This is a genomic window from Brooklawnia cerclae, assembly GCF_011758645.1.
Classification (GTDB): domain Bacteria; phylum Actinomycetota; class Actinomycetes; order Propionibacteriales; family Propionibacteriaceae; genus Brooklawnia; species Brooklawnia cerclae.
The window spans coordinates 849,877-861,689 of sequence record NZ_JAAMOZ010000001.1 but is presented as its reverse complement, the minus strand read 5'-3'; the positions used below and the strand labels follow the sequence as shown (position 1 = coordinate 861,689).

At 66.5% G+C, this 11,813-nt stretch carries 13 protein-coding genes; 5 read left to right on the top strand and 8 right to left on the bottom strand.

The features are described from left to right. Positions 1-12 precede the first annotated feature (12 nt). The 3 genes from FB473_RS04225 to FB473_RS04215 form a co-directional block, all read right to left on the bottom strand. On the bottom strand, positions 13-2,037 hold the full coding sequence (locus FB473_RS04225; protein WP_446680464.1) for an oxidoreductase: 2,025 nt from the start codon (positions 2,035-2,037) through the stop codon (positions 13-15). A gap of 228 nt (positions 2,038-2,265) precedes the next feature. Next, positions 2,266-2,679, bottom strand: coding sequence for an ImmA/IrrE family metallo-endopeptidase (locus tag FB473_RS04220; RefSeq protein WP_167165100.1), 414 nt, complete (start codon positions 2,677-2,679; stop codon positions 2,266-2,268). A gap of 31 nt (positions 2,680-2,710) precedes the next feature. Further along, entirely contained in the window at positions 2,711-3,184 is a 474-nt protein-coding gene (locus FB473_RS04215) for a hypothetical protein (protein ID WP_167165098.1), read from the bottom strand. Between the two features lie 129 nt (positions 3,185-3,313). Between FB473_RS04215 and FB473_RS04210 the strand changes: the two genes are divergently transcribed. The 4 genes from FB473_RS04210 (at position 3,314) to FB473_RS04195 (ending at position 6,295) form a co-directional block, all read left to right on the top strand. After that, positions 3,314-3,562: a hypothetical protein gene (locus FB473_RS04210; protein WP_167165096.1), complete on the top strand. Its 249-nt coding sequence runs from the start codon at positions 3,314-3,316 to the stop codon at positions 3,560-3,562. Between the two features lie 366 nt (positions 3,563-3,928). Beyond that, positions 3,929-4,741, top strand: a complete 813-nt coding sequence (locus FB473_RS04205) for an N-acyl homoserine lactonase family protein (protein ID WP_167165094.1) — start codon at positions 3,929-3,931, stop codon at positions 4,739-4,741. Between the two features lie 7 nt (positions 4,742-4,748). Further along, positions 4,749-5,180, top strand: a complete 432-nt coding sequence (locus FB473_RS04200) for an FmdB family zinc ribbon protein (RefSeq protein ID WP_167165092.1) — start codon at positions 4,749-4,751, stop codon at positions 5,178-5,180. Continuing rightward, the gene (locus FB473_RS04195) at positions 5,177-6,295 is read left to right on the top strand and encodes an alcohol dehydrogenase catalytic domain-containing protein (RefSeq protein WP_167165091.1); all 1,119 of its coding nucleotides are present in this window, start codon (positions 5,177-5,179) and stop codon (positions 6,293-6,295) included. The genes FB473_RS04200 and FB473_RS04195 overlap by 4 nt, the downstream gene beginning before the upstream one ends. Positions 6,296-6,376: 81 nt before the next feature. Here FB473_RS04195 and FB473_RS04190 read toward each other — a convergent pair whose 3' ends face one another. Continuing rightward, positions 6,377-6,766, bottom strand: coding sequence for a hypothetical protein (locus FB473_RS04190; protein ID WP_167163656.1), 390 nt, complete (start codon positions 6,764-6,766; stop codon positions 6,377-6,379). Positions 6,767-6,848: 82 nt separating this feature from the next. On the opposite strand from FB473_RS04190, the gene FB473_RS04185 reads away from it, so the two are divergent. Beyond that, the gene (locus FB473_RS04185; RefSeq protein ID WP_341770024.1) at positions 6,849-7,397 is read left to right on the top strand and encodes an O-acetyl-ADP-ribose deacetylase; all 549 of its coding nucleotides are present in this window, start codon (positions 6,849-6,851) and stop codon (positions 7,395-7,397) included. 46 nt (positions 7,398-7,443) lie between these two features. Here the strand turns inward: FB473_RS04185 and FB473_RS04180 are convergent, their stop codons facing one another. From FB473_RS04180 to aldA, 4 genes are all read right to left on the bottom strand, one after another. Beyond that, complete coding sequence (locus FB473_RS04180) at positions 7,444-8,832, bottom strand: sensor histidine kinase (RefSeq protein WP_167165087.1); 1,389 nt, start codon at positions 8,830-8,832, stop codon at positions 7,444-7,446. Next, entirely contained in the window at positions 8,829-9,521 is a 693-nt protein-coding gene (locus FB473_RS04175; RefSeq protein ID WP_167165085.1) for a response regulator transcription factor, read from the bottom strand. Before FB473_RS04175 ends, FB473_RS04180 begins: the two co-directional genes overlap by 4 nt. Beyond that, positions 9,502-10,155 (bottom strand): DedA family protein, encoded by a 654-nt coding sequence (locus FB473_RS04170; protein WP_167165083.1) that lies wholly within the window; start codon positions 10,153-10,155, stop codon positions 9,502-9,504. The genes FB473_RS04175 and FB473_RS04170 overlap by 20 nt, the downstream gene beginning before the upstream one ends. A gap of 118 nt (positions 10,156-10,273) precedes the next feature. Continuing rightward, positions 10,274-11,707: an aldehyde dehydrogenase gene (gene aldA, locus FB473_RS04165; protein WP_167165081.1), complete on the bottom strand. Its 1,434-nt coding sequence runs from the start codon at positions 11,705-11,707 to the stop codon at positions 10,274-10,276. Between the last annotated feature and the right edge of the window lie 106 nt (positions 11,708-11,813).

Here is an 11,813-nt window from a genome sequence, read left to right as displayed (position 1 = left end):
ACCGCCCCGTCCTCACTCCAGATGGGAAGCGACCTCGAAGGCGTCCCAGATCGCATACATGATGTTGGCGCACCTACGTGCGTCCCCTATCACGTTGAACGGGATGCCACTGTCACGGATGGCCTCGACGAGTTCGGTGTTCGGACGATACCCGATCGCCGTCACCACCGAGTCCGCCGCGACCCGCTGGGGCCCGGCCGGAGTGTCGACGGAGATGTCGGAACTCCCGATCGCCGAGACGCGGGCCTTCGTCGCAACCCCGATGCCCGCGGTGGCGTGGACCATCTCGTGCAGCATCGACTCGTTGGCCATGCACAGCGGGCTGTTCTTCTCCAGCACGTCGTCGAGCATCTCCACGATCGTGACGTTGTGGTTCCTCTCGCGCAGCGACAGCCCCAGCTCACAACCGGTCAGTCCCCCGCCGATGATGGCGACATCGTGACCGAGCGAATCCTGTTCCAGCAACGCATCGCACGCGTCGATCGCGCGCTCCGCACCCGGGACGGGCAAGCGGTTGGGAACCGAGCCCGATGCCAGGATGACGTGATCCCACTGTTGCGGATCGAAGTCACCCGGGTGCACCGCGTCGCCGAGGTGCACCTCGACCCCCAGCGACTGCAGTTCGCGCTCGTACCAGGCGATCAGTGCCAGGTCATCTTCCTTGAACGAGGGCTGCCCGCCCGCGATGACGACGCCGCCGAGGCGTTCCGCCTTCTCGTGGATGACAGGAGTGTGCCCACGGACGGCCAGTACGCGCGCCGCCTCCATGCCCGCCAGACCGCCACCCACGATGAGGACGCGCTTCGCGTTGCGCGGCTGCACCGCGACCAGCTGATACTCGCGCTCACGCGCGGTCATCGGGTTGACCGCACACCGCAGCGACACATAGTGCTCGATGCGTCCGATGCATCCCTCCTGGCAGCTGAGGCACGGGCGAACGGCCTCGGGATGCCCGCTCTCGATCTTCCGCACGATGTCGGGATCCGCCAGCAACGGCCTGGCCAGACTGACCATGTCGACGATGCCGTCGCGCACGGCCGAAGCCGCGAGGTCGGGATCGTCGAGGCGTCCCGCGACGATGAGCGGAATGTCGGGACATGCCTCCTTCAGTACTTTGGCGAACGGCAGGAAGAGGCCCTTCTTCTGGTACATCGGCGGATGGTTCCAGAACCACGAGTCGTAGGTGCCGGCGTCGACGTCCAGCACCTCGTAGCCGGCGTCGTGCAGCATTCTCGCCGCAGCGATCCCCTCCTCGGTGTCACGCCCTCGCTCGACGAAATCCTCGTCGGGCAGCGCGCCGACGCCCCAATCCTTGACCATCGATCGCAACGAATAGCGCAGCTGCACGGGATACTCGTCCCCGGCACCGGCGTGTATGGCGCTAGCGATCTCGGTGGCGAAACGCAGCCTGTTCTCCAGCGATCCGCCGTATTCGTCGGTGCGATGGTTGTAGAACTCGATCGCGAACTGGTCGAGCAGATATCCCTCGTGGACCGCATGCACCTGGATGCCATCGAATCCGGCCGCTTTGGCCAGTGCGCCCGTCGCCCGGAAATTGCCGACCACGGCGTGGATCTCGTCCGTGGTCATCTCGCGGCAGGTGACCGAGGGATCCCAGCGATACGGGATGGCCGAGGGCGCCACGGGAGCGCTGCCATGCGGAACCATGCCTGGGACGATGACCCGCCCGAACCCGGCACCCGCCTGGAACACGATCTTCGCGCCGTAAGCGTGCACGCGCTCGGTCAGTTCTCGCGAGGTCGAGAGAAACTCCGCGGGGTTCAGCACCGGATTGGGCAGCGCTCCCGCGGGCAGATGCTCGGCGGGATTCGTGACCTGGCACACACCGGTGATGATCAGACCGACGCCACCCTGCGCGCGTCGGACGTAGTACTCGATTCCCCGAGGGCTCCAGCCACCCCCGGGCGTCGCCAGCCCCAAGGGCCCCATCGGGCCCATCGCATAGCGGTTCTTCACCGCAATGCTGCCGACGCGGGTAGGCTCGAAAAGCAGCCTCCATTCAGTTTTCGTATTCACGATCTCTCCTTTGAGATTGAGCGAATAACGGTCCCTCCTGAACGCTGATTCTAGTGTCCGCGCCGACCGCATGATTCGTTTCCGGACGACAGCTCGGCGCGCGGTAGCGATCGAGATATACCGGAGAAGTCCGGTTATTCAATAATTCCCGGTTCCGGCGTCCAGAACGCATACAACGAGGAACTCTCCCACTTGGTCGCCCCTCCCCATCGGAGCGGCGACCTGGCCCTAGGCGCACATGAGCTCGGGACCACACGAATCCAGCGCCGTCGCTAGCTGCGCCTGCTCCGATGAGGCGAGCGAACTGATACGGAGCCGCAGCGTATCGAGATCAACGCCGAGCACCTCGGCCAACTCCACCGGTTGCCGCGACCATGCGACGGCGTCCAGAAGCGCAGGCATTGGGATCAGCATCCTGGCAACGGTTGCGCTGATGATCGCTTCTTCCCGCGCCAACCGCCAGTTCGGAAACGGGCCACGCCGGGCGTGGAGAATCTCGTGCGCGAGCGTGCAACGACGTTGGGCAGGCGTGAGCCTCGAGTCGAGGACGATACGTCGCTGCGACCAAATGCAACGTCCAAGGCCCGACGGCAGCCTCTCGACGTCGAGCCGCCAGCCCTCTGGCATAACAGGGTCCACCATGGCCCCAGTCTGTCGTGACGGACCGACAGTTCTATGCCGAATCGGGATCGGCGGGATGGAGGATCTCGCCCTCCCGCGCAGCCCACTCGGTCGGCTGCGCGTCCGCGGTCAAGCGGCGACGCCGTTCCTCACGAGCGCCCATCATCGTGGGTATGTGCTCGCTGTCGAGCGGCTCGTCGAACAGCGGGTGATGGACCTGCCCGTCAGCACCCACCCGGTCGAGAATGGCGCGCAACAGTTGCTCGTCCGTCGCCGCCGCCAATACCTCCTCCAGACCCATCCGCTCCTTGAGTGCGGCCTCCTTCTCGGTGATGAACCCGCAGGAGACCAGACCCTCAAGGACCGGCTTGCCGTATGCGCGCGCGACAGCAACCACTACCTCGGGCTTGAGTTCGCCCTGCGCAATTTGCCGGTTGAGGGTCGACCTGGTGAGTCCGGCCCGCGCGGCGATCGCCCCGTTCGCCGCCTCCGGCGCCACCTGACGGAGCCACTGAATCGAGTTCATGACCCAGAGGTTAGTGAACTATGTTGCATAACGCAACATGCGTTGTCCTGTTGACACCTAATTTCGACGCGGATATTGTTGCAAATAGCACGTGATGTTGCCGATTGCAACCACGAGGGGGCGGCAGACATGGCTCGAGTGATGGTCCGGTCCGGAGTCCTGCAGGATGCACAGGAAACCAGCGGGATCGACACCGACGACGCGATGGCCCGTGCGATCGGGGTGTCGAAAAGCACCTATCAACGCGTCCGCGACCGTCGGCAGTCGCCAACGAGCAACTTCATCGCCGGCGCATGCATCGCTTTCAGCCTCTCGATCGACCAACTTGTGGAACTCATCGTGGACGAGACGGAAACCAACCTCGACCCGGCTGCCTAGCAGCCGGCCAACAGCAGCCTCTCCCGTATAGGAGAAACACGGGGGGAATACCCGAATGCGGGAGAGGCATCTCAAGCGGAGGTGCCGTTGCCCCTCTGGGGGTGGCGGGGCGGCGGCACCTCCGCCCCTTCTTCTCCGTCGATTCTCATGCACTCAGCGTGTCCGGATCATCATGTGCGGCTGCCCTTCGTCCGGGCCTGTCACAACCGATTCCTCGCGGATGCGGCTCTCGCCCCGCCCGCAGCGGTTATGATCCGACCAAGGAATGGCCACGATGGCCGTTGTCTTCACAGGCCCACCAGCAGGCGTCGTGGTCATGGCGAACAGCACCGGAAGAGGCGCTGCTCACGCAACAGGGAGGTTGCGATGACACAGATGACGGTTCACATCCTGTCGACCGGAGTCATGGAGACGGATCTGACATGGCTGCTCCTGAAGGGCGGCAAGACGATACGGGATCGCCACCACCGCGACGATCCCGTTGTCTGGGGCGATTGCCCCACTCACGCCGTGCTCATCGAGCATCCCGACGGCAGGGTGCTGTGGGACACGGGGGTTCCACGCGATTGGGAGACCCGCTGGGCGCCGACGGGATTCCATGACTTCTTCCCGGTTCGGGAGCCGGTCGACGGCCCCGGATACCTCGACACGGCGCTGGCGCAGTTCGACCTGCAGCCCGACGACATCGACATCCTCGTCCTGTCGCATCTCCACTTCGACCACGCCGCCAACGCGAAGATGTTCGATCCGGCCAAGACCAAGATCCTCACGAGCACGGCCGAGTTGGAGGGGGTCAAGACGATCACCGGCTACAGCAAGGGCGCACACATCGTCTCGGACTACGACGGGCTCGAGATCGGCGGAATCGCCGGCGACGAGGAGATCCTGCCGGGCATCAGTGTGATCCAGACGCCGGGCCACACCTGGGGGACGATGTCGCTGCGTCTCGATCTGGACAACGACGGACCGAAGATCTTCACCTCGGACGCCGTCTATCTCTCGGACAGCTGGGGCCCGCCCGCGGTCGGCGCCGCGATCGTATGGGACAACCTCGTCTGGCTGGAGTCCGTGGAGAAGCTGCGGGCCATCGCCGACGCCACCGGTGCCGAGGTGATCTTCGGCCATGACGCGGAGCAGAAGAAGACACTGCGATACGCACCCGACGGCTACTACTCGTGAGCCGGCGATGATCCTCTACGACTTCGCCTGCCCGTCCGGGCACGAGTTCGAGGCCCTGATCGGATCGATGTCGGACGACGATCCCGCCTGCCCGACTTGCGGGAGAACCGCGGCGCGACGGCCGTCGAAACTGAACATCGGCGGCCTGGCCGATCCGGGCCCGTCCAGGGACCAGATGCCGAGAACCTGGGTGCAGACCAACCGGGGCGACCGCGAGACCCTCCGGCACTGGCACGACCTGGCCGCCCGCCGGGACAAGCTCGAGGACAAGCATCCCGAGTTGGCCGGAGACCGGCGCCCCGTGCTCGCACACGAGGGCGTCTTCGCACGACGGCCGCTTCGCGCGGGCGACGACATCGCCACAGCGGTACGCGAGGCCACATCGGCCGCCTCATCAACCACCGAACACGACACGCACGACAGCGAGAGACAAGGATGAAGATCACAGGAGCGGTACTGGAAGAGATCGGACGCGAGCGGCCCTACGCCGAGACGAAGCCGATCACCATAAGCCAACTCGACCTCGACCCGCCGGGGCCCGGCGAGGTACTCGTCCGCATGGAGGCCGCCGGAATATGCCATTCCGACCTTTCCGTGGTCAACGGCAACCGGCCGCGTCCGGTGCCCATGCTCCTGGGGCACGAGGCAGCGGGCATCGTCGAGCAGCTCGGCGACGGTGTGGACGACATCCACCCTGGTCAACGCGTTGTCATGGCATTCCTGCCACGCTGCGGCGTCTGCAAGAACTGCCTCACCGACGGCAAGCTCCCCTGCATCCCCGGCACGGAGGCGAACACGGCCGGCCGGCTGCTGACCGGGGGCGAGCGACTGCACCGCGACGGCGAGAAGGTGTTCCACCACCTCGGCGTCTCGGGATTCGCGACCCACGCCGTCGTCGACCGGCGGTCGATCGTGCCGGTGGGCAGCGATATCCCGCCTGCGGTCGCGGCCGTGCTGGGTTGTGCCGTGCTCACGGGCGGTGGTGCGGTGATCAACGCCGGCGCGCCGGCCGTCGGGGACGACGTCGCGGTGGTCGGGCTCGGCGGAGTGGGGATGGCAGCGCTCATCACTGCGATCTCGCTCGGCAGGGGCGGAGTGATCGGCGTCGATGCGCTTCCCGACAAGCTGCGACGGGCGACAGAGCTCGGGGCGACTGCCGTCTACACGCCGCAGGAGGCGCTCGATGCCGGAGTGAAAGTGCCCGTCGTCGTCGAGGCAGCGGGCCACCCGCGGGCGTTCGAGACCGCGGTCAAGCTCACCGGCGTCGGCGGCAAGACGGTCACCGTCGGGCTGCCCGCACCAGGCGCGGACTCGACGATCAGCCCGTTGGGCCTCACCGCGGAAGCCCGGACGATCCAGGGCAGCTACCTGGGATCGGCCGTGCCGTCACGCGACATCCCGACCTACGCGCAGCTGTGGAGGGACGGGAAGCTACCCGTCGACGCGCTCATCTCGTCCACCATCGCCCTGGACGACATCAACGCGGCGATGGACGCCCTCGCCGATGGAAGAGCGGTGCGGCAGGTCATCCTGTTCGACGGCACGTCGGCCTAGGGCCATATGTCATGGTTACTCCTTCGAGTTGTCCCGGGTACTCGCGGGACAACTCGAAGGAGAACCGCTGGGAAGGCCCCACTACATCGAATCTCCGCCCGCGAACCACCGCCACAGCATCGGCGCTGTGACCAGGACGAACGCTGCGAAGATGGTCTGGTTGACGGCGCCGTACAGCGGATTGCCGCCGATGGTCGCCCACACGGTCCAGTTCACCGCGATGTCCGTGACGATGACCACGGCGCCGAGGACGATCCCGGCGCGCCTGCGGAGCCCGACCAGCACCACGGTCAGCGGATCGACAAGTGTCAGGGACACCCAGAACAGGCGCAGGAGAGAAGGGAACCCGGCGTAGACGTCCATGCCGCCGAGCACCAGATCGATGACGTGTGAGCCGGTGCCGACGAGAAAGCCCGCCAGCCACACGATCCACACGACTCGGATCCGCGTCGTCGACTTTCCTTCGTCCACCCCATCAGGGTACGGGCTGGTACGGCCGCCGATCCTCGGCCGTACCGTGGAGGCAGATCACGATCCCGAGACGGAGGAACACGTGAGCACCTCGAACAGTTCCGGACGACCGGACGCCATCGGTATCACCCTGCACAGGGGCGATATCACCACCGATTCCGAGGCCGACGCCATCGTCAATGCGGCCAACCGCACGCTGCTGGGTGGCGGCGGAGTGGACGGCGCCATTCACCGCGCGGCCGGTCCCGGTCTGCTCGCCGAGTGCCGCACGCTGGGCGGCTGTGACACCGGTGATGCGAAGATCACCGGTGGCTACGACCTGCCGGTCGCCCACGTCATCCACACCGTCGGTCCTGTCTACCGGGACGGACGCCACGGCGAACCTGAACTGCTGGCGTCCTGCTACCGGCGCAGCATCCAGCTCGCCGCCGAGCACGGTTGCCGGAGGGTCGCCTTCCCGGCTGTCTCGGCCGGGGTCTACGGCTATCCGCTGGACGCTGCCGCACGCATCGCGCTCACCACGGTCACGCAAGCGCTGCGCGACCACCCGGAGGTCGTCGAGGCCCGTTTCTGGCTTTTCAACGACCCGGCCTACCGGGCTTTCGAGCAGGCGCTGTCGGCACTCGGCTGAGGCTCCCGGCCTGGGCACGTCGAGCATGGTCCCCCTGGCGGCACCCCTACTCGACGGCTCCCCCGGAGGGAAGCGTGACCGCGAACCGGCACCACCCGTCAGGCGCTTCGGTGACGCGGACGCCGCCGCCGTGGATCTCGCAGATGCGGTGACAGATCGCCAACCCCAGCCCCGCTCCGCCACCGGTTCGCGCGTCGTCCAACTGGACGAACCTGCCGAAGACGCGTTCCCGATCGTCCGGCGGGATCACCGGTCCGTCGTTGTCGACCAGGAGCAGACACTCGCTGTCCCTGCTGGTCACCCGTATCCGTATCGACGTGCGAGCAAAGCGGTCGGCATTCGAGACGAGGTTGCGCACCACCTGGCCGATCAGGGTCGGATCGGCATGCAGCCTGGCAGGTTCGATCACGAGCTGGATCGGGTGTGACGACACCAGCCGCAAGTCCCTCACCTCACCGTCGACGAGATCGTCCAGGTCGATCTCCTTGCTGACGACCGCCGCGTGGGGGTCGTCCAGCCTGGTGAAGGTGAGCAGCGACTGGATCAGCTCCGCGAGTCCGGCGGCCTGGGACGCCAGCTCGCGGATCGCCTGTCGGCTCCCGGCCGGCAATGCCTCGTCCGTCTCGGCCTCGACCTCGAGTCCGGTACGCAGCACGGCCACCGGTGTCCGCAGCTCGTGGCTCGCGTCCGACAGGAAGCGCCGTTGCTCCGTGTCGGCCTGTGACAACCGGGCCAACATGTCGTTCATGGTCGTGGCCAGCAACGCGATCTCGTCGGAGCCCGCGGGCACCGGCACTCTCTCGGCCAGGTCGCTGCCCGCACGTATCCGGTCGACCGTGGCTCGGATCGCCGCCACCGGACGAAGCGATCGCCGCACGACGAGCCACAGAACGACTGTCCCCAGCGCCCACGTCGCCACGCCGCCGACCAGTAGCAGGCGCTTGGCAAGGCTGAGCAGCCTGATGTCCTCACCCATGTCCGCCCGCACCGCGATCGTCCACTGGTTCCCGTCGAGTTCGGTCCCCCGCACCTGCCAGATCGTCTCGGTGAGATTCCAGTCGAGCATCCCGGTGCCGCCGGGAGAGACACGCTGCTCGTCCGGGGGAAGGGACTGCGGCACACCCGGAGGCCAGGCGCATTGCCCGTCGGAGGCCGAGCTCACCGTCCGACCGGTCGTGTCGCGGGCGCACACCTCGATGGATGTGGTCGACGCCCGCGCCGCCCCGTCGACCGCGGCGGCCATCCCGGAGCCGCCTGCCGTCGAGATGATGTTGGTGGTCACGTCGTCCACGAGTGTCTCGGTGGCCGACGCCAACCCGACGCGCAGGCCGAGGACCAGAGCGATGCCTGCCAGCAGAATGATCGCGGCCTGGACGCCGGCCCCCGCCAGCACGATGCGCCCCGAGGCGCTGGGCCGGATCGTGCCGGGTCTCATCGTTCGCCTTCCGGCTCGGTGCCCGCCGTCAGCTGATAGCCCGCGCCGCGGCGCGTGAACAAGGTGTGGACGCCGAACGGCTCGTCGAGCTTGCGACGCAGATAGTGGACGTAGACCTCGACGACGTTGTCGCTGCCCTCGTAGTTGGAGTCCCAGCAGTGGTCGAGCAACTCGGTCTTGGAGACGATCCGGCCCTCGTGCAGCATCAGGTATTCCAGCAGCGAGGTCTCCTTCGCGGTGAGTTCGATCGAGACGTCACCCCGCCGCGCGGTGTTCGTGCTCGTGTCGAGGAGCAGATCGCCGACCTGGAGCACGGGGGCACGGTGCGTCCGACCACGTCTCAGGAGAGCGTTGATCCTGGCGACGAGCACGACGAAGCCGAACGGCTTGGTCACGTAGTCGTCGGCTCCCAGGTCGAAGGCATCGATCTGGTCGAGGTCGCCGTCCTTGGCCGTGAGCATGAGCACCGGTGCGTCGCAGCCCGACGCCCGTACTCGTTTCAGCACGTCGTAGCCGTTCATGCTCGGCAACATGATGTCCAGGACGATGCAGTCGTAGGCCTCGTTCGTTGCCAGGTGGGCGCCGTCCACACCGTTCAGCGCCACGTCCACGGCGAAACCACTGGCCTGCAGCCCCTTCTTCAGGGACGCGGCGAGGTGGGGGTTGTCCTCAACGACCAACAGTCTCATCGGCCGCCCGATCGTCCGCGTCCACCACCGTGGCCTTCCTCGACTTGGACAGCGCGCCGATCGCCATCGGCAGTACGGACACGACGACGATGAGGGTCGCCATCACATCGAGATGCCTGGCCACGAACGGGATCGATCCCAGGGTCAGGCCCGCGAGGCTCATGATCACGACCCAGCCCACTCCCCCCAGCAGGTTCCAGATGGAGAAACGGCGGTGGTCCATGCCCGCTCCTCCCGCAGACACAGGGGTGAACGTGCGGACGATGGGCACGAATCGCGCCAGCACGATCGCCGCGACGCCGTGCCTGCGGAAGAACCGCTCGGAGCGCTCCAGGTATTCGGTCTTGAGTATCCGAGCCTCGGGTTTGAACAGACGCCGGCCGAGTCTCGCGCCGAGCAGATACCCGACCTGATCGCCCAGGAACGCGGCACCGATCGCAACCGCCAGCAAGGCCCACAGCGGAATGCCGAGTTGCCCGTGCATCAGCGCCGCCGTGAACAGCAGCGAATCGCCGGGAAGGAACGGGAACAGGCAGCCTGATTCGATGAACACCATCACGAAGACACCGATCAGCACGTAGGGGCCGAGTGCTGCGAGCAGAGCCGCTGGGTCAGTCAGGGGAACCGGTAGCATGCCACCCACGTTATGAGCCGGAACCTTGGACGAACCTTAACGGCGGTTCCCCCCCGGGACAGTGTGGCCCCGGCGCCGATGCCGGGGCCACACTGCCTCGTCCCGTGAACCGGTGTGACTACGACTCCAGGTAGATCATCTGGGTGCGCGTGTACTCCTCCACCCCGAGCGGCCCGTCCGCACCACCGACGCCCGACTTGCGCGTCCCCGCGTGGAAGCCCTGCATGGCCTCGAAGTTCTCGCGGTTGATGTAGGTCTCGCCGAAGTCGATCTCGCGCATGCCCTTGGTCGCGTTGGCGAGGCTGGTCGTGTACAGCGAACTGGTGAGGCCGTACTCGGAGTCGTTGGCCTTCTCGATGGCCTCGTCGAAATCGTCCACCACCACGATGGGCAGCACCGGGCCGAAGACCTCTTCCTGGATCACCGGCATGCTCTGCGTCACGTCGGTGAGCACCGTCGGCTGGAAGAAGTACCCCTTGCCGCGGTCGGCGGCGTGCCCGCCGGTGAGTACCGTGGCGCCCTGGGAGACCGACGCGTCCACCATGCCGCCGATACGCGTGACGGCGTCCGCGTTGATGAGCGCACCCATGTCGAGACCGGGCTCCGAGCTCGGGTCGCCGTACTTCGTCGCGGCGATGGCGTCCGTCATCCGGCTGATGAACTCGTCGGCGACTCCGCGCGTGACGTAGACGCGTTCGGCACAGTTGCACACCTGCCCCGTGTTGATGACCCGGGACGCCTTGATGGAGCGCACCGCGAGGTCGAGATCGGCGTCGTCGAGGACGATGGCCGGTGCCTTGCCACCCAGCTCAAGGCTCACCTTCGTGACGTTCTTGCTCGCCGCGGCCATGATCGCCGACCCGACAGGCACTGATCCGGTGAAGCTGACGATGTCGACGCGGGGATCGCCCGCCATCTTCTCGCCGATGGCGCCGGAGCCCGCGACCATGCTGAACACACCCTTGGGCAGCCCGACGCCGGACGCGATGCGGGCGAACTCCATCGCGTTGATCGGTGTGACGGACGCGGGCTTGATCACGCAGGTGTTGCCCGTCACCAACGCCGGGGCGAGTTTGCGGGCGATGAGAAAGAACGGGAAGTTCCAGGGCAGGATCCCGACGGCGACACCCAGCGGCTTCCGCAGCATGAAGATGGTCTCCTTCGGCCGTGCCGAGTTCAGCACCTTGCCTTCGACACGCAGCGCGAACCCTGCCATGTAGTCGAGGTAGTCGGCGGTGAACAGCACTTCCACGTTGGCGAGTTCCGGAGTCTTCGACTGCTCCTTGACCAGCACGTCGGTCAGCATCGCCTCGTTGGCGCGAATGCCCTCGGCGATCTTGGTCAGGTAGGACGCGCGCTCCGGCGCGGGCGTGAGAGCCCAGCTCTTCTTGGCTTCGAGGGCGGCCTGCAGCGCGTCGTCGACGTCGGTCTGTGTGGCACGGGGGGCGTAGGCCAGCACCTCACCGGTGGCCGGGTTCTCCACCGGGATCGTCTCGGCGGTGGCGCGGAACTCACCCGCGATGTAGTTCTGGTAGGTGGTCAGTTCGGGCATGTCCTTCTCCTTCATTGCAGATGGATCGATTCAATAACGGCTGAATCGATGTGCTGGCCTGGACGCCGCGTCCCCCCGATGCTGGATCGGCGGGACTGCCATATCG

Bases quoted from the DNA above. Each gene is read 5' to 3' on its own strand.
- FB473_RS04195 (WP_167165091.1), top strand. From the start codon at position 5,177: ATGAAGATCACAGGAGCGGTACTGGAAGAGATCGGACGCGAGCGGCCC.
- FB473_RS04175 (WP_167165085.1), bottom strand. From the start codon at position 9,521: ATGAGACTGTTGGTCGTTGAGGACAACCCCCACCTCGCCGCGTCCCTG.
- FB473_RS04180 (WP_167165087.1), bottom strand. From the start codon at position 8,832: ATGAGACCCGGCACGATCCGGCCCAGCGCCTCGGGGCGCATCGTGCTG.
- FB473_RS04205 (WP_167165094.1), top strand. From the start codon at position 3,929: ATGACACAGATGACGGTTCACATCCTGTCGACCGGAGTCATGGAGACG.
- FB473_RS04210 (WP_167165096.1), top strand. From the start codon at position 3,314: ATGGCTCGAGTGATGGTCCGGTCCGGAGTCCTGCAGGATGCACAGGAA.
- FB473_RS04200 (WP_167165092.1), top strand. From the start codon at position 4,749: ATGATCCTCTACGACTTCGCCTGCCCGTCCGGGCACGAGTTCGAGGCC.
- FB473_RS04170 (WP_167165083.1), bottom strand. From the start codon at position 10,155: ATGCTACCGGTTCCCCTGACTGACCCAGCGGCTCTGCTCGCAGCACTC.
- FB473_RS04220 (WP_167165100.1), bottom strand. From the start codon at position 2,679: ATGGTGGACCCTGTTATGCCAGAGGGCTGGCGGCTCGACGTCGAGAGG.
- aldA (WP_167165081.1), bottom strand. From the start codon at position 11,707: ATGCCCGAACTGACCACCTACCAGAACTACATCGCGGGTGAGTTCCGC.
- FB473_RS04215 (WP_167165098.1), bottom strand. From the start codon at position 3,184: ATGAACTCGATTCAGTGGCTCCGTCAGGTGGCGCCGGAGGCGGCGAAC.